18 protein-coding genes are annotated in these 21717 nt (G+C 65.3%); 6 read left to right on the forward strand and 12 right to left on the reverse strand.

The features are described from left to right. The first annotated feature begins 169 nt into the window (after positions 1–169). On the forward strand, positions 170–2260 hold the full coding sequence (gene sctV / locus FRC98_RS02335) for a type III secretion system export apparatus subunit SctV (protein WP_146979688.1): 2091 nt from the start codon (positions 170–172) through the stop codon (positions 2258–2260). Between the two features lies 1 nt (position 2261). Here sctV and FRC98_RS02340 read toward each other — a convergent pair whose 3' ends face one another. Beyond that, a complete protein-coding gene (locus FRC98_RS02340; RefSeq protein WP_146979689.1) occupies positions 2262–3047 on the reverse strand; it encodes a hypothetical protein in 786 nt (261 codons plus the stop codon). A 217-nt stretch (positions 3048–3264) separates the two neighbouring features. Here FRC98_RS02340 and FRC98_RS02345 point away from each other — a divergent pair, with 217 nt between their 5' ends. After that, on the forward strand, positions 3265–4221 hold the full coding sequence (locus tag FRC98_RS02345; RefSeq protein WP_146979690.1) for a double zinc ribbon and FHA domain-containing protein: 957 nt from the start codon (positions 3265–3267) through the stop codon (positions 4219–4221). A gap of 24 nt (positions 4222–4245) precedes the next feature. Here the strand turns inward: FRC98_RS02345 and FRC98_RS02350 are convergent, their stop codons facing one another. Genes FRC98_RS02350 through FRC98_RS02370 form a run of 5 tightly spaced genes read right to left on the reverse strand, consistent with a single transcriptional unit; the run spans position 4246 to position 7228 of the window. After that, positions 4246–5163: an alpha/beta fold hydrolase gene (locus FRC98_RS02350; protein ID WP_146979691.1), complete on the reverse strand. Its 918-nt coding sequence runs from the start codon at positions 5161–5163 to the stop codon at positions 4246–4248. A 3-nt stretch (positions 5164–5166) separates the two neighbouring features. Continuing rightward, positions 5167–5727 (reverse strand): orotate phosphoribosyltransferase, encoded by a 561-nt coding sequence (pyrE, locus tag FRC98_RS02355; RefSeq protein WP_146979692.1) that lies wholly within the window; start codon positions 5725–5727, stop codon positions 5167–5169. A gap of 31 nt (positions 5728–5758) precedes the next feature. Beyond that, positions 5759–6535 (reverse strand): polymer-forming cytoskeletal protein, encoded by a 777-nt coding sequence (locus FRC98_RS02360; RefSeq protein ID WP_146979951.1) that lies wholly within the window; start codon positions 6533–6535, stop codon positions 5759–5761. A 3-nt stretch (positions 6536–6538) separates the two neighbouring features. Beyond that, positions 6539–6856, reverse strand: coding sequence for a bactofilin family protein (locus FRC98_RS02365; RefSeq protein ID WP_115603108.1), 318 nt, complete (start codon positions 6854–6856; stop codon positions 6539–6541). Between the two features lie 39 nt (positions 6857–6895). After that, positions 6896–7228 carry a bactofilin family protein gene (locus tag FRC98_RS02370; protein ID WP_146979693.1) on the reverse strand — a complete coding sequence of 111 codons (333 nt, stop codon included), beginning with the start codon at positions 7226–7228 and terminating at the stop codon, positions 6896–6898. Between the two features lie 364 nt (positions 7229–7592). Between FRC98_RS02370 and FRC98_RS02375 the strand changes: the two genes are divergently transcribed. Further along, positions 7593–10976: a hypothetical protein gene (locus FRC98_RS02375; protein ID WP_146979694.1), complete on the forward strand. Its 3384-nt coding sequence runs from the start codon at positions 7593–7595 to the stop codon at positions 10974–10976. A gap of 57 nt (positions 10977–11033) precedes the next feature. Next, positions 11034–12299 (forward strand): OmpP1/FadL family transporter, encoded by a 1266-nt coding sequence (locus FRC98_RS02380; RefSeq protein ID WP_146979695.1) that lies wholly within the window; start codon positions 11034–11036, stop codon positions 12297–12299. Between the two features lie 8 nt (positions 12300–12307). Here the strand turns inward: FRC98_RS02380 and FRC98_RS02385 are convergent, their stop codons facing one another. The 6 genes from FRC98_RS02385 to FRC98_RS02410 all read right to left on the reverse strand — a co-directional run bounded on the left by FRC98_RS02385 (position 12308) and on the right by FRC98_RS02410 (position 18930). Further along, positions 12308–13330 (reverse strand): lamin tail domain-containing protein, encoded by a 1023-nt coding sequence (locus FRC98_RS02385; RefSeq protein ID WP_146979696.1) that lies wholly within the window; start codon positions 13328–13330, stop codon positions 12308–12310. Then, positions 13327–13998: a hypothetical protein gene (locus FRC98_RS02390; RefSeq protein WP_146979697.1), complete on the reverse strand. Its 672-nt coding sequence runs from the start codon at positions 13996–13998 to the stop codon at positions 13327–13329. The genes FRC98_RS02385 and FRC98_RS02390 overlap by 4 nt, the downstream gene beginning before the upstream one ends. Next, positions 13995–14486, reverse strand: coding sequence for a hypothetical protein (locus FRC98_RS02395; RefSeq protein ID WP_146979698.1), 492 nt, complete (start codon positions 14484–14486; stop codon positions 13995–13997). Before FRC98_RS02395 ends, FRC98_RS02390 begins: the two co-directional genes overlap by 4 nt. Positions 14487–14617: 131 nt before the next feature. Continuing rightward, positions 14618–16072 (reverse strand): UDP-N-acetylmuramate:L-alanyl-gamma-D-glutamyl-meso-diaminopimelate ligase, encoded by a 1455-nt coding sequence (gene mpl, locus FRC98_RS02400; RefSeq protein WP_146979699.1) that lies wholly within the window; start codon positions 16070–16072, stop codon positions 14618–14620. Positions 16073–16101: 29 nt separating this feature from the next. Continuing rightward, entirely contained in the window at positions 16102–16776 is a 675-nt protein-coding gene (locus tag FRC98_RS02405; RefSeq protein WP_146979700.1) for a PilZ domain-containing protein, read from the reverse strand. Positions 16777–16803: 27 nt separating this feature from the next. After that, positions 16804–18930 (reverse strand): serine/threonine protein kinase, encoded by a 2127-nt coding sequence (locus tag FRC98_RS02410; protein WP_146979701.1) that lies wholly within the window; start codon positions 18928–18930, stop codon positions 16804–16806. Between the two features lie 112 nt (positions 18931–19042). Between FRC98_RS02410 and FRC98_RS02415 the strand changes: the two genes are divergently transcribed. After that, on the forward strand, positions 19043–20449 hold the full coding sequence (locus tag FRC98_RS02415) for a DEAD/DEAH box helicase (protein WP_146979702.1): 1407 nt from the start codon (positions 19043–19045) through the stop codon (positions 20447–20449). Further along, complete coding sequence (locus FRC98_RS02420) at positions 20436–21638, forward strand: DUF790 family protein (protein ID WP_146979703.1); 1203 nt, start codon at positions 20436–20438, stop codon at positions 21636–21638. The genes FRC98_RS02415 and FRC98_RS02420 overlap by 14 nt, the downstream gene beginning before the upstream one ends. Positions 21639–21717 lie beyond the last annotated feature (79 nt).

A 21717-nucleotide genomic window follows, 5' to 3' on the forward strand; every position in this document is an offset into this window, starting at 1 on the left:
GGAGTGCGCAGCGCGTTCGACGTCTTTGCTAAAACGCCTCCCCGGCACCCGGGGAGGCGTTTTTTTTTGTCTTCGACGCAAAACTTCAGCGCAGCGCACGACAATAGAGGGTGGGCCGTGCGCACGGGGCGCCGGTCCGGCCTAAAGGACCTGCGTTGAGGGACAGACGATGATGGGAATGGAGCGGTGGTTAAAGCGCTACAGCGATGTGTTCTTGGCGGGGCTGGTGATCGGGATCATCGGCATGATGATCGTGCCGCTTCCCACGCTGGTGCTGGACTTGTTGCTGGCGTTGAACATCGCGCTGGCGGTGACGCTCTTGATGGTGAGCCTGTACATTCCCAGCGCGCTGAAGATTGCGGCGTTTCCGTCGATCTTGCTCATCACGACGCTCTTTCGACTGGCGCTCAATGTGTCGTCGACGCGTCTGATCTTGTTGCACGCCGACGCCGGTGACGTGATCGCGGCGTTCGGGGATTTTGTGGTGCAGGGGAACTTCGTGGTGGGGGCGGTGATCTTTTTGATCCTGACCTTGATTCAGTTTCTGGTGATCGCCAAAGGCTCGGAGCGAGTCTCGGAGGTGGCGGCGCGCTTTACGCTGGACGCGATGCCGGGCAAACAGATGTCGATCGACGCCGACCTTCGCGCCGGGGCCTTCGATCTGGATGAGGCGCGTCGCAGGCGCGCGTTGGTGCAGCGGGAGAGCCAGCTCTACGGGGCGATGGACGGGGCGATGAAGTTCGTTAAGGGTGATGCGATTGCGGGCATCATCATGACGGCGATCAACATTGTGGCCGGGATGATCATCGGGGTGATGCAGCTGGAGATGTCGGCCGGGGAGGCCGCCCAGGTCTATACGCTTTTGACGATCGGTGATGGGCTTGTGAGCCAGATCCCGGCGCTTTTGATCGCGACGACCGCCGGCATCATTGTGACGCGGGTGGCCAGCGACGATGAAGGGGCGCACCTGGGGGGCGATATCTTCTCGCAGCTTCTGGAGCAGCCCAAGGCGCTGGCGATTGCGGCGGCGCTATTGATCGCGTTGGCGATGATTCCGGGCTTGCCGGTGGTGCCCTTTCTGGCGCTGGGCGGGGCGGTGGGGGCGGTCTCTTACGCGCTGCAGCGCTCGAAGGGGAGCGGCGATGGCTTGAGTGAGCAGGAGGCCCGGGAGGTGGCCTCGATTGAGCGTGAGGCCGAGCAGGGCGCGCGTCAGGCCCGGGCGATGATTCCGGCGGTGACGCCGCTCACCGTGGAGTTGGGGGCGGCGCTGGCCGAGGCGATGGGCGAGGAGCGGGAGCTTTGGTTGAGGGAGATGATTCCGGCGATGCGCGAGGGGATCTTTTTTGAGACCGGGGTCAAGGTGCCCGGGGTGCGCATGCGGGTGGGGAGCGGTCATGGCAGCGCGATGGCGGTGATGCTCGATGAGATCCCCGTGGAGCGCGTCGAGGTACCGCTTGATGAGGTGATGGTCGGCGATGATCCGGAGGGGGTTGCGGTGTTTGGCATTGAGGCTCGTCCGGCGCGCCATCCGGTGACCGGCCAGCCGGCATGCTGGGCTCCGGCCGATGCGCGCGAGCGGCTGGAAGAGGCCGGCTACCAGGTGTGGGACACGGCGGACTACGTGTTGTTGAAGATGAGCGCGGCGATCAAGACCAACGCTCACCGATTTGTGACCCTGCAGAGCGTGCGCGGGATGCTCGATCAACTCGAGGGGCCCTATCCGGCGCTGGTGGCCGAGGTGGTGCCGCGGCAACTCGGGCTTCAGGAGCTCACCGAGATATTGAAGCGGTTGGCCGAGGAGGGGATCTCGCTGCGAAACTTGCCGACGATCCTGGAAGTGCTGGCAGACCGGGCGCGAAGTGAGAAGAACCCGGTGAAGCTCACCGAGGAGGTGCGTGCCGGGTTAAGCCCGTACATCACGCATAAGTACTCCGGTGGGGAGGGGAGCGTGCTGGTCTATCTTGTGGACCGGGAGATCGAGGAGGTGATTAAGAGCGCGATTCGCATCGGGGAGCGAGGCAGCTTTTTGACCCTGGCGCCGGAGGACATTCAGGAGATTCTGGGGGCTGTGCGCGCTCAGGTCAGCGGGGATGTGGAGGGGGCGCGTGCGCCGATTCTGCTCACGGACCAGCGGGTGCGGCGCTACCTCAAGCGACTGGTGGCGATGGAGATCCCGGATGCAGTGGTGCTGGCCTACCAGGAGCTCGACCCGGCGCTGACGATTCAGCCGCTGGGGCGTATTGTGGTGGGGCGTGGCTGATTCAGTCGGGGCGGGCGGCGCTGGCCTCGGAGGTGGGGGCGGCGTCGTTGGCCAGAAGTTGCGAGAGGCCGGAGTCCTGGCTAAGCGTGTCGGTGACGGTGCGGCTGATGTTTTGCCGCGTGACATCTTCGTTGAGCTGACGGCTGTAGAACTCGCGGTACATACGGTTAAACCACATCGTCTCGCCAGTGCGCGCGTCGACGAGTTTGGCCTGAAAGTGGCTGACGACGCAGGGGCGCGGAAACTCCGACGGGGCGTCGGCCGTGCTGGAGGTGCGTGCGTAACGGGTGAACTCGTCGGGCGACTGACGGCAGGTGCCGCGGCTGTGGTAGACGATCTGTCCGACGAGCAGTGTGTCGGCGGGCAAGGCGTCTTGAGACGAGAGGGTGCGCAGGGTGAGGACTTCGACCCGGGGCTCGGGTTGGTCTTCGACGGGCTCGAAGTATCGGGTGAGTGAGCCTCTCAGGAGCACGCCTTCTTCAAAAATCTCCCACTGGTCGCGCTCGCGAAGATGACTCTCCAGGGCATCGGGGCCGATCACTTCAAAGCCCATTTCTTCGAGCCAGGCGATGGCCTGGGCCTGGTAGGCCAGTCGCAGCGGCTCGAAATTCGCGTCGGGGAGGCCAAAGGTGCCGGAGGCATAGAAGGGCACCACGGCAACCGAGCGGACCTTCGCGCTGCGGTAGTCGTCGCGCACTCCCACATCCGGCGTGGTGGCGCAGCCGGCGACGAGTACCATCAAGAGAAAACAATATGCGATAGGGCCAACGTTCTGTGTGCGCATCATAAGACGTCCCCCGGGAGACGTAAGAGGCCAGTTGGTCAGGCGACTTCAAGGTAGCACGTGGCGAGGCTCTCGCAATGGTGCGCACCGCGGGGGACAGAGACCAGGGGCCGGTGCGGGATGCGATCGGGGAGGAGGGCGACGCGCTGGAGGTTTTGGTGATGTCGTCGACCGTGTTGCGTGGGGCGGGCTTCCTTGTTAGAAAATCGAGCCTGTTTCCATGCCTGATTCGCGTCGCACTTTAAGGGAGCCGCCGGTGATCATTTGTAAGAGCTGTGGTCGGGAGAACGAGGACGAGTTTAAGTTCTGTCTGGGGTGTGGCTCGGCGCTGGAGGCGCCCAAGCCCAAAGCCCAGCCCGACACGTTGGATTGTCCGCATTGCGGTGCGGCGGTGCCGGGGGGCTTTAAGTTTTGCGGTGCCTGCGGCGGATCGCTGCAGCAGACGGTGACGGAGCCCTCGGTGAAAGAGACCACCCTCACCGGCGGACCGCGTCCGGCCAGCAGTGAGCCCGAGGAGGAGGCTCGCCGACTGGGTGAGCTGACGGTGATTCGGCCGGATGGCTCCGAGGGCGCGCGCATCGAGCTGACGAGCAAAGGGGTGACGCTGGGACGTAAGAGCGAGCACGAGGTGCTCGCCAACGATCCCTTCCTCTCCCCGGAGCATGCCGCGGTGAGTTATGAGAGTGGGCGTGTGATGCTGCGTGATCTCGACAGCATCAACGGCGTCTTCTGGCGACTTCGCGACGATGTGGAGCTGGAGCACGGCGATATGATTCGCGTCGGCCAGGAGCTTCTTCGTTTTGAGATGGCGGAGACGTTGGAGGCCCTGCCCACCGATTGGAAGGGAGATGACGCGGAGGTCAAGCGTCAGGGCAGTCCCGATCGCGGGGTGTGGGGGCGCCTCGCGCTGATCGGAGGACCGGACGTGGAGACGCGCGCCTACGAGGTGCACACAAGTGAGGTGACGCTGGGGCGCGAGATCGGCACGATCCTCTTTCGGGATGACGGGTTCGTCTCGGGCAAACACGCGCGCATCTACCGCGATCAGGATCGCGTTTACCTGCGCGACCTTGGGAGCAGCAATGGCACCTACATCAAGATTCGCGGTCAGCGGCAGCTTGCCAATGGCGACTTAATCTTGATGGGGCAGCAGCTCTTCCGTCTTCAGATCGGCTAAGATGCCGGTCTGAAAACCTGAGGATCAGGACGAGCTCGACGCGGTGTGCGTCGGGCTTGTTTTGTTTGAGGGGGCAGCGAGAAGATCGTGTTTGATGAGGAACTTCTCCATGGCCTCATTGACCAGGTCCGGCATCTCCAGAGGGGCGACGTGGGTGCCCTGGGGGACGACGACGAGCTGGCTGTTGGGGAGCATCTCGCTCATCTCCACCGAGCGGTACATGGGGGTGAAGGTGTCGTTTTCGCCGGCGATCACAAGTGCGGGGATGGTGATCTCGCTCAAGAGCTCTTCGGCCGAGTGCAAGGAGAGGGCCGAGAGCAGTGAGAGGAAGAAGTTGAGATCCATGCGCGAGGCGTGTTCCAGGTAGGGCAAAAAGTCCTGCTGGCGCAGCAGCTGTCCGTTGACCTCGGCGGCCTGCACGGCAACTTTGTACCAGATCTGGCGCGGAAGCACGGTCTCCCAGGTGCGCTGGATGGCCTGGGGGGCGGAGTCGACAGCGCGGCGCAGGTAGGGGAGCACGCGGCGCATCAAATCGGAGCCGTGGAAGGTGTCCAGGGGGTGTTTGTAGCTTCCGCAGATGGGGATGAGCGCACGCACCCGCTCCTGGTATTGCTCGCAGAAGTTTAAGATCACCTGCACGCCCATGGAGTGACCGGCCAGGATGGCCTGGTCGATCTCGAGGGCATCGAGGACGAGGGCCAGGTCGTTGCACATCTGGTCGAGGCTGATCTTTTCGGGGTGCTCGGGCACCGAACTTGCGCCGTGGCCGCGGTAATGCCAGCGCACGATCGTGAAGTCGTCGATGAAGCGGTCGATGACGTAAGGCCAGATGAAGCCGTCGCAGGCCAGGCCATCGCAGAGGACAAGGGCGGGGCCGCGGCCGACGGTTCCGTACCAGATCTGGGTTCCGTCGGGGGCGGTCAGGTAGTGGCTGCGTTCCAAGGCTTAATGTCCTGTGAGCTCATCGATGGTGAAGAGGGCGTGGAGGGTGACGCCGATGTCGGCCAGGGCCTGGCGACCGCCGGCCTGGCGGTCGACGACGGTGAGCGCGTGCTCGACCTTGAAGCCTGCGGCGCGCAGGGCCTCAATGGCCTGGAGGGTGGAGGTGCCGCTTGTGACGACGTCGTCGACGGCGACCACAGACGAGCCTGCGGCCAGGGTGGGGGGATGTTCCAGGTAGCGCTCGGTGCCGTGGGCCTTGGGGGCTTTGCGCACGATGATTGCGTGGAGGCAGTGGCCGGCCTGGTGGGCGGCGATCGAGGTGGCTGTGACCAGGGGATCTGCGCCCAGGGTCAGCCCGCCGATGGCCGCCGGCGCGGGCTCAAGCGCGAGGGCGGCCTCGAAGAGGGCCTGGCCGATGAGCCAGCCGCCTTCGCCGGTGAGCGAGGTGGCTTTGACATCGACGTAGACCGAGCTTGTCTGGCCGCTGGCCAGACGGAAATGCCCGGTCCTCACCGAGTGGGTGGTGAGGAGCCGGGCGAGTGTGGCGCGCGAGGCGTCGTTCATGGCAGTTCCGCGGCGCGGGCTGAGAGGTTTTTCAGCTCTCGGCCTGAGCTTGAGCCTGGAGCAGGCGTTCGATGAGCTCGGACTTTGTGCCGCTGACAGGCAGGTCGAGGGCACGAAGTTGTTCTTTGAGCTCTTTGACGGTGAAGTCTTCCTCGAACTCCTGGATGGTCTCCGGATCGATGTCGGCGTCGGCCTCAACCCCGGCGTCGGCCAGGGCTTCGACTTCGGTGACCTCGGAGACTTCCGCGCTGCTTTCGACTTCGGCGACCGGCTCGGGCTCAGCCTCAGGCTCCTCTTCGACGACGACCGTGGTGGTGGTCGTGGTGGAGGGGGCGGCCTGGGTGGCGGTTGAGCTCGGAGTTGAAGCCGCAGCGGTGCGGGCCGGCGCGGCGCTGCGCGAGGAGGCGCTGGTGGTGGCGGTGCTTGCCGGCGCGCTGCGGGTTGGCTGGGAGGTGCGGGCCGGGGTGCGCGCCGCAGTGGGAGCTTCGGCGTCGACGCCGATGTTGAGCTCGCCGCGAAGTTGCGCGCCGTCGGCCATCTCCACAAGGGGAGCCAGGATGTTGGCCACAGCGCGCGCGGTGGCGCTGAGCACCACGCGCTCCTCGGCGCTGACCTCGCCGTCGACGAAGCCCTCGATGATGACCTGTCGAGCACGCACGGTGCCGGTGACCACGCCGCCTTCGGCGATGGTCAGCGTCTCGCTGAGCTCAATGGTCCCATCGACGCGGCCTTCGACCGAGAGGTCAGCGTCGCCGCTGATGCGCCCGGAGACCTGAGTCTGGGCGCCAATGATGGTCGGGTCAGCCATAGCTTAGTCCACGTCCATGTCGATGTGACCTTTGAAGCCTGCGCCGTCGGCGATCAGGATGCGGGGGGCTTTGATGTCGCCGACCATCTTGCCGATCGAGGCGATCTCGACGCGCTCGGTGGCGACGATGTTGCCGGTGACCTGGCCGCTGACCGCGATCTGAGGGGTTTCGACGTCGGCTTCGACCACGCCGTTTTCGGCGACGGTGACGAGCGCGTTGACCGCGATGCGTCCTTTGACGGTGCCTTCAATGGTGACCGGGGCGTCGCCGGAGATCTCGCCATCGATGGTGATGTTGGGGCCGATAAGTGTGTCCGCCATGATGTGCTCCTACAGCAAAAAGAGAGGGTGGAGAGGGGTTCAGGCGTCGATCTGGACGTCCATATCGATGTTGCCCTTAAAGCGGGCGCCTTCCTGGATGATGACGCGCGGGGCGCGCAGGTTGCCGGTGACCAGGCAGCCTTCCAGAAGTTCGATGACGTCGTGGGCGACGACTTCGCCGTTGACCTCGCCACGGATGGCGATGGACTGGACGTCGATGTCTGCGACGACCTTGCCGCCTTCTTCGACGGTGAGGCGGCTGGAGAGGGCGACGTTACCTTCGATGGTGCCGAAGACGACGACTTCGTCGTCGCCGGAGAGGCGGCCATTAATGGCAACGCCCGGTCCGATGGTGCAGCTCGTCGGGGCCATGGGGGGACTTCTCCGAAAATAATCATTCGTCAGTGGACTTCGGCCGCCGCCCTTTTTGCAGCGTTTCAGGAGGGCGTGTGGCCATGGCGCTCGGTTCTAACATCGAAGGTTCACCCCTTCAAGATGACTTAGTCCACGGGGCGGGGTTTGCGCCGAGCAGCCGTCGCGAAGTGGCGGGCTGTGAATCGGAGGTGAGCACCCGCCGAGGGGCGATTGCAAACGCTGACCGGGTGTTTAGGCGTGGTTGCCAAGCCCGGGCAACCCGCTATGATGGGCGCGCAACGATTCCAATTGAGCAGGCCTGAAGGTGGCGGTGTCTCGCATGTGCGGGGTGCCGCCAACGAACCGATGATGCGGAGGCTTCATGAGATGGCGAGCGGTACCAGCGGTGCTGGCGACGGTGATGGTGTGGGCGTGTGCTCCGGAGATCCCCGAGCGCGATGCGCCTGTAGAGCGGGTGGAGGCGATCTTCGATCCCTCAACCTCAACGATTCCCCTTCCGAACGATGCGGCGCTCCAGGAGGGGAGGTTGCCGGCGCTTGAGGGCGCCGGCGATGCCACGGCCGCCGGGCAGTTCGGTGCGTTTCTCACCCAGCTCAGCGGGTGGCTTCCCAGCACGCCGATTGAGATCCCTTTTAGCGGGGCGCTCAATGAGGAGACGCTGACCGAGGAGAACATTCGCTTCTACCGGTTCGATGGCGATCTTGAGCCCCTTGAGGTTGCGTCGATTGAGGCTCTGGACAGCGATGGCGAAGGTCCGGTGGTGGTGCGTGTGACGCCGGCGGAGCCGGTGGTGCGCGGGGAGCACTACGCGGTGGTGGTTACCCGTGATGTTCAGGGCGCCAACGGGGAGTCGGTGAGCGAGCCCCCGGCGATCTTCTTTGCGGCCTCGGAAGAGCCGCTGGTCGATGAGAACGGTGAGCCTGCGCTCGATGTGCTCGATGATCCGGAGAACCCGGGACAGGCCGCGTCGCTCGAGGGGCTTCGCCAACTTCTGGCGCCGCTCTTTGCGGCGGCCGAGGGCGAGGGTATCGCGCGTGAACAGGTGGTGATGGCGTTTCGCTGGACGGTGAGTCCGGATCCGAGCGCGCTCTTTGACCCGGTCACCGCCCAGGTGCCGCTCCCCAACACCGCAGCGCTTGATCCGGACGGGACCTTCCCGGATTCGGCCGGATGTTATGTGGACGAGAACAGCGCCAACGGTGTGCTGGATCGCTACCTGGCGGGGCTTTCGGGCTGGCCGGCGGCCACGCCGATCACGCTTCCTTTGAGCGCGCCGATCGATCCGGCCGATATCGGTGAGGATGATGTGCAGCTCTACCGCTGGCTCGATGATGGGAGCCTGGAGCGGGTGGAAGATGTGACGGTGACTTACCTTGAGGAGCAGACCGACCGGTGCACCGGTGAGGTCAGCCCGGGGTATTCGCTGGTGCTGACGCCGGCGGAGCCGATGGGCGATAAGGAGCGCTATTTTGCGTTTGCGACCCGCGCCATTGGCGGGGATGGGCAGGGGCTTTTGCCCGACGTCGCGATGTTTATGGGGATGCAGCCCTACCCGGTGGTCGATGAGGGCGGCAGCTCGCTTGTGGGCTCGTTCAGTGACGAGCAGGCCCGGGGGATGGCGGGCATCCAGGCCTCGATCGCGCCGATGATGGCGTATCTGGAGGACGAGCTGGGGTTGACCTACGAAGATATGGCCGCGGTCTGGGGCTGGGGCACCTGGAGTGACACCTTTGTGGTCTTTGATCCGACGAGTGGTTCGATCGCGTTCCCCAGCGCGTTCCTGGTCGACTCGGAGACCGGCCAGATCAACCTGCCGGTGCCCGAGGGGGCCGACCCGCTGACCGAGGGGATCATCAACCTGCTCAATCAGCGTCGTGGTTTCTCGACGACCGCGCCCGGCTGGATTCCGGTCGATGGTGAGGTCGACGCGAGCACCATCGACGAGGACTCCGTGGTCATGGCCTCGGTCGCCGGTTTCTCGCCGCGGGTGCTTCCGCCGGAGGAGTACAGCGTGAGCTACGAGCCGGAGTGGGGCCATATGGTGGTGGAGCCGACGGTGCCTTTCCGCGAGGGGCTTCAGCACGCCGGGATTGTGACGACCTCGCTGCTGGGAACGAACGGGCGGCCGGTGCAGCCTACGGCGGTGTTTGCGCTTCTGCGCAGCACCTTCCCGCTTGTGAACGAGGAAGGGGAAAGCCAGGTGTATCTGCTCGATGATGCGACGGCGGCCGCCCTGGAAGAAGCTCGCAACGCGTACAGTCGCCTCTTTACGCTGGCGGTTGTGTTGCCGGGTGGAGGTTATGAGCGCGACGAGATCGCGACGGCCTGGGCATTTACTCCCGAAGATCCGGCGCTGCTTCTGCAGCAGACCCGCGCAAAGGCGATGGCCGCGCTCGACGCACGCGCTGAGGTGGTGGCTGAGCGCTTCTGCGACAGCGAGCCCAACTGCAACAACGATCCCTATTTCGAAGAGCTGGCAGCGGACACCTTTGCGCACCCCACCTCGGCGGGAACGATGGTGGACGTGTCGAATCTGGAGGCGATCTACAGCGGTGGTGAGTACGACTCGGTGTTGGTGGCAAGCCCGCTGGGTGATGTGGCCGATCCGCAGGATGGCTCGACGCGGGTTGGGGTAACGGCGATGTTGCCTCGCGCTCAGCAGGATGGCGGCGACTGTGTGGCGCCCTTTGATGTGGTGATCTCCCAGCATGGTCTGGGCGGAAACCGTTGGGGCGGGGCGTTGATGACGGCCAATGAGGTTGCGGCCTTCCCGAGCTGCAAGGCGACGGTGGCGATCGATCTTCCGCTGCATGGCGGCCGCTCCACGGCAGCCACATCGCTGCATCCGGCAGAGGCGATCCCCACCTCGGGTGCCGGGTTCCTCACCAGCAATCTGATCGCGAGCAAGGTCAACTTCATGCAGGCCTCCATCGACCTCTTCGTGCTCTCGCGGATCATCGTGGGCGATGGGGCGAGCAGCGGTCTGACGCCGCTCTTTGCCGATACGCCTTACAGTGGCGAGGAGCTGTTTAGCGGTACGATCGGATTTGTGGGGCAGAGCCTGGGCGGGATTGTGGGCGTGCCCTTTGTGACGCTGGAGCCCTCGGTGGACACCGCCGTGATCAGCGCGTCGGGTGGTCGTCTGACCTGGATTCTGGAGGGCGATGAGGCCGGTCCCTCGACGATCGGTGGGCCGATTCTCGATGCGCTGGCCGACCTGGGCGCGGTGCCCGGTACCTTTGCGTTTATCCGCACGATGGCGCTGGTGCAGTGGACGGCCGATGTGATCGATCCCTTCGCGTTTGCGCCTTTCACCACCGATCGTCCGCGTCAGAACCTTATGTACGATGCGGGCAGCGATACCTTCGGGCCGGTGACCGGCGATCTCTGCGAAGAGTCCAGCGAATGCCCTGAAGGGTGGTCCTGTGAGGCGGTGAGCTCTGACGTGGATCGTTGCGTGGAGCTGCTTCCGGCCAGCCAGATGATGCTGCAGATGGCCTCGGGTGACCGCACGGTGGTCAATCGCTCGACCGAGGCGCTGGCGCGGGCGTTGGGCGTGAGCCTGGACGACACGACCTTTGAGGACGCGCCTCACTCCTTCCTCTCGACGCTCAATCCGGCCAGCGAAGGTTTTGAGGCCGGTCAGTGCGCGCGCGAGCAGATGGGGGCCTGGCTTGCCAGTGGCATGAGCGGTGTGGCGGAACTTCCGGCCTCGCTGAGTGCCTCGGCCTGTCTGGCGCAATGATCCTGAGACCCACATTGAGATGATGTCGAAGTTTGATGCTTCGCAGGAGAATCGACGATGAAGATGCAGCATAGAGAGCATGCATGGATGGGGCTCGGGGCGGCGCTTGTGATGTGCGCCGGCGGGCTCTGGAGTGTGCCGGAGGCGCAGGCCGCCGGCTTTGCCAACACCGCCCAGAGCGGTACGGCCACGGGCATGGGCGGGGTGGCCACGGCCAACCCCGATGAGCCCAACGCCAACTTTTATAACCCGGCGGCGATGGTGTTCAGCGAGGGGTTCAGCGCCTATGTGGGCCCCACGTTGATCAAGCCCTCGGTGAGTTATGAGGGGCAGGGCATTGAGGAGCAGACCGAGCCGGCGCTCTTTCCGCCGCCCAACGTCAACCTGACGCTTCCCTTCGGGGAGCAGTACGCGGTGGGCCTGGGGGTGACGCTTCCCTGGGGGCTGGCGATCCGCTGGCCGGATCATTGGGTGGGGCGAGAGAACTTCCGCGCCCAGCAGCTGCAGACGATCAATGTTAACCCCAACTTCGCCTACAAGGTGCCGGGCATTGACCTGGGTCTGGCGGTGGGGGTGCAGGCGATGTACTCGACTATCACGCAGGAGCGCACCGTGATTCTGCGCGACGATCTGGAGGTGCCGGTTCTGCTCGGCGGCCAGGGCTTTGGTGTGGGAGCGACGGCGGCGGCGTTTTATAAGCTCAATTCCCAGTGGTCGATGGGCTTGAATTACCGCAGCGCGGTGAACCTGAACTACGAGGGGCGCGCGCACTTCGGCGAAGAGGTCGAGGGCACGCCCTTTGAGCAGCGCTTTGTGGATCAGGGCATCACCACCGAGCTGACGGTGCCGCACACCCTGAACCTGGGCCTGGGCTATCAGGCCACCGAGGCGCTGTGGGTGGGGCTGGATCTGAACTACATGACCTGGTCGACCTACGATCGCATCGAGATCAACTTCGATGAGCAGAGCCCGGAGGGTGAGCCCGGTGAGAGTGAGCCGCCGACGGTGGTGGAGGCGAACTGGAATGATGCGCTGGCGGTGCGCCTGGGGGCGCAGTTTGCGATCACCGACGCGCTCAAAGCGCGCGTCGGTTTTGCCTACGATATGACGCCGGTGCCCGATGCGACGGTGGGCCCTTCGCTTCCCGACAACAATCGCACGGTGGGGGCGCTGGGGCTGGGCTATGAGGTTGCGGGTTTCCGCGCCGACGTGGCCTACCAGTACATCTACTTGCCCACCCGCGAGATTCGTAACGGGAGTGTGGATGGTGATTACCAGCTGAACTCGCACCTGGTGGGCCTCAACGTCGGTTATGGTTTCTAAGCGTTGAGTCAGCCCGGCTCGGAGGCTTCTGCATCGGGAGCGTTCGGGTCGGGTTGGGAGTCATCTGGAGGCGACGGATCTGTTGAAGATCCGTCGCCTTCGTCGTTTTCGTCGTTTTCGTCGTCGGGGAGGTCGGTTGTTGCCGTGCAACCGGAGGTCAGAGGGCGGCCGTCGGCGCAGGTTCCCGGGCTGAAGATCGCGTTTTCAGAGAGCGCGGTGTGATGCGCGAAGCCCGCGTCGCTGAGCTCCGGGCTGCGGTTGAGCGAGCGGGGCGGGGCGTTGGTGTAGAGGGCCTCGTCGATGAGCTGGCCCTGCGCGTTGAAGAGGGCGACGCGGCCGCCGTCGTTGGCGAATTGAAAGCGGGAGTCGGCAAGCCAGGCCTCAAAACCCTCACCGGCGGGGGGAGGGGCGCCGATGGAGCTTCCGGCAAAGATCACCGCGCCATGGCCCGGGGCCAGGCAGTGTGGGGGGAAGGTAAATCGGATGCGGGTGTCGTTGGCGACGCTTACGCCCTGGAGATCGAGGGTGTGTGGGCTGATGTTGACGAGCTCGACGAACTCATCGTCGTGGGCGCTGCGGGTGCCGTCGGCGTTGGCGTCACCTTCGGGGCCGGTGGGGACGTTGGGCAGGATCTCGTTGATGAGGAGCAGTCCGGCTGCGGCCTGGCGAGCGTCGGGGCAGGGGTGGGGAGTGGCGGGGACGTCGGGGTTGTCGCCGTCGGTGTCCGAGCCTGTGTCGGAGCTCCCGGGTGGCGAGTTGGCGGGGAGGTCGGTGGCGTCGTGATCGGAGTCGGCGCCGGCGTCGGCTACGTGGTCGGCGTTCTGCTCAGAGTCGTCGCCGATGATGTAGACGCAGCGCGAGAGGCGGCAGAATTGTGCCGGAAGGCAGTCGGTGGAGGTGCGGCATTCGGCCTCGGTGGCGGGTCCGCAGCCGGCGCCGGAGAACAGTATGGCGAGGAGCGCAATGCACACCCGTGAGGCTGAGGCGAAGAGGGAAAGTTGGCGATCCACGTGAATCCATGCGCTCTTCATCGCTTGCCTCCCTGTGCGAGTTGGAGTTGCTTGGAGAACCAGCCGCCGGTCAGCGCGTCGAGGCGCGCGGTCAACGCCTGGATCTCCAGGTGGCGGGCCAGCGCCTCTTCGTCGGAGTCGGGCACGAGCAGCATGTCGTGGAGTTGATGGCGCCGGCGAGCGAAGTAGGTCTCGGTGACGGTACGCAAAAGGTCGTCGCGGTGTTTCCAGCGGGCGCGCACCTCGCGCTGGATCACCATCTCCTGGGGTGTGTAGACGAGCTGGCTTAAATCCAGCGAGAGGCGCAGCGAGTAGAGGGTGCGCGAACGGGTGTCGTCGTAGAGGTAGTGCTGGGCGTAGTCGCGCTGGTAGGTGCCGCTCTCATCGGCCTCGATGTTTTCGCGAAAGCGGTTCTGCAGATCGTGCTGATCGAGCCAGGCCACCTGGCCCTGGACCTGGGGGAGCAGGGCGGAGAGACGGGCGCGGCGCGTCCAGTGGTCGAGGTCGGGGGCGCCCATCTCCAGGTGTTGCAGGGCGGCCCGGTGGGTGGCGGCGACGGTGGGTTCGTGGTCGAAGGCGCCGGCGGCTTCTTCGATCTGAGCGCCGGTCAGCGCGAGGGCGGCCGGTGTGCTCAGCGTCATGACGAGGGTGGTGATGGCGATGAAGAGAAGGAGTGTGGAGCGCGTCATCGGGCACCTCCGCGTGGGGAGTGGCCGGTGATGAAGGCGCGCAGCGCCTGGACTTCCAGCCAGCGGTCGATGGCGGCCTCCGGCTCCAGCAGGGCGTAGGCCGAGGGGCGGTTGAGCTCCAGGAGGAGCAGGCAGGCGTTGAGCTGCGGGAGGATTTCAGCAGTGTCGGAGGTGGGTTGGTTGGCGAGCTCAGGGTGACGCCCGAGGCCGCGCCAGGTGGCGCTTAAGAGCCAGGCGGTGGGGCGGCGCTCATTGGCCTGGTTCAGGGCGCTGGCGCCATCCAGGAGGCCCGGGGAGGCCATCGCCTCGCGGGCCTGCTCATCGAGGCGTTGCCGGGCCTCAAAGGCCGTGGTCACGCTCAGGGTGAGCGTGGGCAAGAGCTGCGCAAGACGTGGTGAGGCTGCGGGCTCAGGCCAGGTGTAGGTCGAGGGGCAGTGCGGCTCGATGGTCGCCGCGCTCAGAAGGGCTATCATCGCAAAGAGGTGCATGGGCTCTCTCCCGGTCGAAGTTCAGTCAGGCCCTCCGTGATGGAGGGTGTGCGACTGTTATCGAGCGGGAGCGGCGGTGTTTGCGTACATGCCGAAGTTTTTGACGACTTTTTTAAGAGGGGAGCGCGGGTTTAAGGCTCAAAGCGCTCGCGGAGCGCACTGGCGAGCTTGTGGTGAAGCCCGCCAAATGCTGCGCCGGAGAGGCCCACGATGAGGTCGCCGGGCTCGGCCTGGCCGGCGACGTGGCGCACGATGTCGTCGACCTCTTCAATCAACTCGGTGGTGGGGCCCAGCTGGCGGATGGACTCGGCGATGTCCGAGATGTCGACGCGCATCTCTTCGGGCAGGTCGTCGTCTTTTTTCCAGGGGCGCGAGAGGATCACGCGGTCGGCCAGGGCAAAGGCCGGGGGGTAATCGTCCTGGAAGACGCGGCGACGGGAGGTGTTGCTCTTGGCCTCGAAGATCGCCCAGAGGCGGCGGTCGGGGAACTGGCTGCGCATCGCCTTCAGGGTGGCGCCGACGGCGGTGGGGTGGTGGGCGAAGTCGTCGTAGATGTCGATGCCGGCCACATGCGCGATGTGCTCCTGGCGGCGGCGCACCGACTTAAATCGCCGCATCGCGTCGGCGACTTGCTCAAAACTTAAGCCTTCGTCCATGGCGATGGCCGTGGCGCCGAGTGCGTTGCGCACGTTGAAGTCGCCCAACGTCGCGAGATCCAATTCGCCGAGCATCTGGTCGTCAAGCGAGACCGTGGCGCGGGTGCGGCCCTTCTCAAAACGAAGATCGGTGGCGCGAAGCGTGTTGGCTTCGCCCAGGCCAAATGTCTTTCGGATATCCTGGCGATGTTCGGAGACGGCCATCGCGCGTGCATCGTCGCCGTTGACCCAGAGGGAGCCTTTTGTGGGGATCAGGTCGCAGAAACGTCGAAACACATGCTCGATATCTTCGACGCTCTCGTAGATGTCGGCGTGGTCAAATTCCAGGTTGTTGATCGTGGCGCGGAAGGGGGCGTAGTGCCAGAACTTGGGCACTTTGTCGAAGTAGGCGGTGTCGTACTCGTCGCCCTCGATCACGAAGCAATCGCCTTTGCCCAGGCGGTAGTTCGAGCCAAAATTGCCGGTGATGCCACCGACCATAAAGCCCGGATCGCGGCCCTGGTCGGTGAGGATCCAGGCGAGCATGCCGGTGGTGGTGGTTTTGCCATGGGTGCCGGTGAGGACGAGGGGGCGGCGGTCTTCGAAGAAGAAGTGGCGCAGCGCCTCAGGCAAGCTCAGGTAGGGGATGTTGCGCTCGCGGGTGGCCACGGCGTCGGCGTAGGTTGCGCGGCTGACGTTGCCGACGATGACGATGTCGGGGTTCCAGTCGAGGTTGGCCTTGTCGTAGCCGCGCATGATGTCGATGCCGCGCTCTTCGAGCCAGGTGCTCATGGGCGGGTAGGCCATCGCGTCGGAGCCGCGAACTTCAAAGCCGCGCTCTTTGAGCATGGCCGCCAGACTCCCCATGGCCGTGCCGCAGATGCCGATGATGTGGATGCGCTCGATGGTGGCGGGGAGGGCGGGGAAGTCGCGGGGCTTATCGGCGGTCATGGGCGCTCTGGGAGGCTTGGGGAGATGGTTCAGTTGGAGGTGTTCTGGCCGGCGAAGAAGCGGTCGAGATCGGTGGTGTCGTGCGGCAGGGTCAGCGAGAGGCGCAGGCCGCGCTCGCGGATCGAGCCGTCGACGACTTCATCGACGCGGGCGTCGATGGTCAGCGTCTGGCCGCTGGTGGGGTGGGAGACCAGGCAGTCGACGCGGGTGCCCGCCGGATGAAGATCGGGGGTGCGCAAGAAGAGCTGGCCGCGGGCCAGGTCCACCTCGCGGAACTTCTGCAGGACCGAGGGCGTGGGGATGCGCACGCGCACCGCCGGGCGGCGCGAGCGCTCGACCTGGGCGCGGGCCTCGGGGTTGGCCTCGTAGGCCTCGTCGATGAAGTCGCGCCAACGCTGGGCGGTGTCCTTGCCCAGGCTGAAGAGTTGGATGCCCATGCCCGGGGTTTTGCCGCTCTCGTAAGCGTCGCCGGCGCTGACGGTGTGAGCGACCAGCCCCAGCATCTGCAGCTCTTCGCCGGTGGTGGGAAGGCGCGTGCGAAAGCGAATCAGCTTGCGCAGCGGGAGCGGCTCTCTGGAGACGATGAAGACGCCTTCGTAGGAGGCGTCCTGGGTCTGGAAGGGCACGTCGCCGTCGACGGTCTGCACGATGACATCGAGGCTGGCGAGTATGCGGGGGGAGCGGCGGTTCGCGGCAGAAGCCATGGGCGTCCTCAGCCAGGGCGGGGGGAATTACCAGCGGACGTAGTCACCCTTCTGGGTGTCATCCTTCTCGGTGTTGCGGGTGTTGCCCGGTCGTGTGGGCGCGGGCATGGAGGGGCGCGTGGGGGCCGGGGCGGCGCGGCGCTCCGGCTGGGGCGCAGGCGCTGCTGGTTCCGGCGTGGCGCGCGGGCGCGTCGGGGCGGGGGGAGGGGCAACGATGGCACCGCCCTCGCCGCCCTGCACCGCGGTGGGTTGACCGTCGTAGAGGCCGATCTTCGTCATGGCGACCTCGATGCCGTCGGCCATGGTGAAGGAGAGGGTGCGGTTGGCCTCGGTGACCGGGGTGGGCTCGAAGTTGACGTCGACGTTTTCGCGGAAGAACCAGTTGGGGTCGTTGCGCAAAAAGTCGGTGACGCGTCCGGCCATCGCAAAGGACATGATGATGCAGGCCGCCGCCGCAAAGATCGTGGTGCCGATGAAGATGCGGGCCAGGCGATCGGTGGGGCGTTTGACGACGTGGAAGCGCTCTTTCTGGCTGTTTTCACCCAGGGCGGTGAAGAGCGGGATGGAGAGCGCGAGCGTGCTGGCCACCCCCAGCTTGACGGTGCCGTGGGCGAAGTCACCCAGGAGCGCGCCGGTGGTGATGAAGGTGATGTAGCAGAAGAAGACGGCCAGGATGCTCAGGAAGATGAGCTTTACGACGGTGAAGGCAAAGGAAATCAAATTATCATCGCTGCCCGCACGGGGGGGCGGTTTTGGGGTTGCAGAGATGGCGGCGGCGTGCGCGCCGGAGCCTGTCGCTGCGTTCGGTTGGGCCGGCTCCCGGGGGCTGGCCGGAGCGAAGGGGCTGCTGTCGTTATACGCGTCGGGGGGCAGCGGAAGCTCGGAGCTGGGGATGCCCAGGAGGTTTTCTTCTGAGAGATCGTAGTCAACCTGGTTGCCCACAAAAGGCGCCGCTTCGGCCGGGCTCAAGCCGGAGTCGGCCGGGCTGGTGTCGAAGTCGCGTTCGGTGAGGTTGCCCTGGAGCCAGCCTGCGTCCGTGCCTGACTGCGCGCTGCCGGACTGCGTGCCGGCGTGGACGCCCACAGCGGCGCCGAATCCCGGCGGTGGCGCGTGCGCGGGTTGGGCGCGGGGCTGCGGGGTGTGCTGGTGGGTGTGGCGCGGGGTGTGAGGGTGAACGCCGCTGGGATCGGTGCGGGGCACCGCGCTGAAGTTGCCGCTGACCGCAAAATAGCCGCCGGTGGCTGGCGAGTAGCCCTGCTCCTGGGAGAGGGCCATCATGGCGTGGTCGATCGACTCGCAGAACTCCTCGGCGGAGCGGAAGCGCCGCGCGATGTTCTTCTGCGTGGCGGTGCGGATGAGATCCTGGAGCAGCGGGTGCAGCGCCATCAGGCTGGGCAGGCGCAGCGGCTCGGGCGTGAGCTGCTGGCTGATTAGCCCCATCGTCGTATCACCCTGCACCGCCGGCTCGCCGACGAGCATCTCGTAGAGGATCAAGCCCATACCGTAGAGGTCGCTGGCACCGGTGAGGGTTTCGCCGCGGACCTGCTCCGGGCTCATGTAGCGGGGCGTGCCGATCAGCGCACGCTCGCCCTCGGGCACCCCGACCGAGGTGAGGTCGTCGTTCTGCTTGCCCAGAAGGCGAGCGACTCCGAAGTCGAGCACTTTGACAAAGTCGGGCTCGGTGTCGAGGTCGGTGACCATGATGTTGGCGGGCTTGAGATCGCGGTGCACCACGCCGTGGCGGTGGGCCTCGGCCAGCGAGCGGGTGATCTGGCGGGTGAGCGCCAGCGCGCGCATCGGCGTCTGGGCGCCCTCGGCTTTGAGGATGTCTTTGAGAGTTTGCCCTTCGACAAACTCCAGCACCATGTAGACGACGCCCTCAAAGGTCTCGCCATAGTCGTGGATGGTGACGGTGTTGGGGTGGCGAAGTTTGCTGATGATTTTGACTTCGCGCAAAAAGCGCTCGCGCGCGCTGGGGGCTTCCGAGCCCACCCCGGGCTTGAGGACTTTAAGGGCGACGTGGCGGTCCATCGCCACCTGGAAGGCCAGATAGACCATGCCGAAGCCGCCGCGGCCGAGCTCGCGCAGGATGCGGTACTTGCCCTCAAAGAGGTGTCCTGGCTCTAAGCTGTATGTTGCATCGAAGACGACCACGGAGGTGGACTCCCCTGGGGCATAGACCTATGGTTGGCATCATCCTTAAGCCTGCTCAGGCTATCAACGGCCCCGGAGCAGGTCAATCTAAGCGGGCCGCAGAATTCAAGCGATGTCCAGTATCTCAGAAGACTCAGAAGAACAGAGTGGGGCGCAGGTCGATGCGGCGTTGTCGTTTGAAGAAGGCACGCTCGTGCTGCGCGGCGAGGCGGGCGCGGTTGGCCCCGGGTGGGTGTATGACGCGCGGGTGGACGCCTGGCGCGCGCCGGCCTGGCGTTACCGTCAGGTGCTGGCCGCGCTTTTGCGCTCCGGGTTGACGTTGCGCGATGAGGCCCGCGTCTACGCGAAGCATGGCCTGAAGATGGGCGGGCGGCGCTTTAAGCCCTACGAGCACCAGAGCGAGGCGCTTGAGGCCTGGAGCCAGGGGGGAAGGCGCGGGGTTGTGGTGCTTCCGACCGGCGCGGGCAAAAGCTATGTGGCGTCGATGGCCATCGAGATCACCGGGCGCACCACGCTTGTGGTGGTGCCCACCATCGATCTGATGACCCAGTGGGTGGGTAACCTGGAGGCGGCTTTTGGTCAGCCCATCGGCATGCTGGGTGGTGGGTACCACCAGGTGGAGCGCATCACGGTGTCGACCTACGACTCGGCGGCGATTCACATGGCGAGGCTCGGCGATCGTTTCGGGTTGATGATCTTCGATGAGGCGCATCATCTGCCCGGGGAGGTGTACCGGCAGGCGGCGTTGCAGAGTATTGCGCCCTTTCGGCTGGGGCTGACGGCCACACCGGAGCGAAGCGACGGAAAAGAGCGCGATCTTGATGATCTTGTCGGCCCCCAGGTCTACCGTCGCTCCATCAAGGAGCTGGCCGGGGAGGTGCTGGCTGATTATGAGGTGCGCACTCTCGAAGTGGCGATGAACGAGGAAGACCGCGAACTTTATGAGAAGGCGCGCGCGGTCTACCGGGGGTTTGTGGAGTCGCAGGGCATTCGCCTGGGCGGGCGCCACGGCTGGCGCAACTTCCTGGCGGCCACCAGCCGCTCCGATGAGGGGCGGCGCGCGCTCAAGGCCCACCGGCTGCAAAAGCGGCTGGCGCTTGTGCACCAGGAGAAGTTGGCGCTGCTCTTCGACCTTCTCGATGAGCACCCCGACGAGCGGGTGCTGATCTTCACCAACGATAACGCCTCGGTCTACGCCATCAGTGAGGCGCTTTTATGCCCGGCGATCACCCACGAGACGAAGATCAAGGAGCGGCGCGAGATCTTAAAACGGGTGCGTGAGGGGACCTACCGCGTGCTGGTCACCAGCAAGGTGCTTAACGAGGGGGTGGACATCCCGGAGGCTTCGGTGGCGATGATCCTGGCCGGCTCGGGAAGCGTGCGGGAGCATGTGCAGCGGCTGGGCCGAATTTTGCGGCGAGGAGAGGGGAAGCGGGCGTTGTTGTACGAGCTGGTGACGGCGGATTCGGTCGAGGGGTTTGTGAGCCAGCGACGTCGGGAGCACGATGCTTACCAGTGATCTTTTGAGGGTGAAAAAGACGCGCGGCGCCATCGTTCCGCGTTATCTGGATGTGGAGGCGCCCGAGGCTCTGGAGCGCGCTGAGGCGCTGGTGAGCATCTTTGACGACCACCTCAACAAGCCGCGCGCGCTGGTCGATGAGCGGGTGGAGGAGGCCATTGGCCATGGCACCGATTTTCTGATCTGGCGGGGGCTTGCGAAGCTTCTTTACGACCGCAGCGCGTTCGAGGTGCGCTCGGAGGCGGAGCCTTCCGAGGTGCGCGAGGCGCTCTTTCTGGCGGCTGCCGAAGCGGGCAATCCGCATCGGGAAGAGGCGCGCGCCGCGGTGCTTGAGGAGGTCGGGCGGGCGATGGGGTTGAGCGCGCAGGCGCTTGAGGTGGCGCTTTATGCGGACCTTGAGGAGCGCCAGGTGCTCAGCTCTTTTAAGACGATCGACGCCGAGGGCCTGCTGCATCGTTACAACCTGGCGCTGGCGCAGGCGGTGCTCTACCGGGCGCTGAGTCTGAAGATCTCGCTCCAGGGGCAGGACTCCAACCGGCTGCGTTATCTTTTTCAGATGTTGAAGTTTCACAGGCTCATGCATCGGACCGAGCGGGTCAAAGGCGGCTATGTGATCGAGGTCGATGGGCCGGCCAGCGTGCTCAAGGGAGGGAAGCGCTACGGGTTGTCGATGGCGAGTTTTTTGCCGGCGGTGTTGCATCTCAAGGGCTGGCAGCTTGAGGCGGTGGTCGATTGGGATAACAAAGAGCGCACCTTTGAGCTGGGGCCCGACCAGGGTCTGAAGAGCGATCGGCGAGTGCGGGGGCAGTGGGTGGCCGAGGAGGAGCAGTGGTTTGAGGAGCGTTTTCCCGACCAGGCGCCCGAGGGCTGGGAGCTTGTGCGCCAGGGGGAGGTCGTGGACCTGGGCGATAACGAGGTGCTCGTTACCGATTATGTGGTGCGGGAGCCCGACGGTGGGGAGGTGCTTCTGGAGATTGTGGGGGCCTGGCGAGCGTCGTATCTGCGGCGTCGGCTGGAGCGGCTGGCCGAGCTGAAGAGCGCGCGGCCGGTGATTCTGGTGGTCAGCGAGCGGCTGCGGGCCGACCGCGAGAAGATGGAGGCCGGGGTGGCCGGGGTGGTGTTTTTTAAGGGGGTGATTCTGAGCGATAAGGTCGTTGAGGCGGCCAGCCAGGCGCTGGGGCTGGGCTGAGGCGGTCCAACACGGGTCTGAATGCTTCGGGGGGCACGTCTGGGAGGTGCAGGCGGAGCGCGGAGGTGCGCGACGCGCT

Source organism: Lujinxingia vulgaris (assembly GCF_007997015.1).
GTDB lineage: Bacteria > Myxococcota_A > Bradymonadia > Bradymonadales > Bradymonadaceae > Lujinxingia > Lujinxingia vulgaris.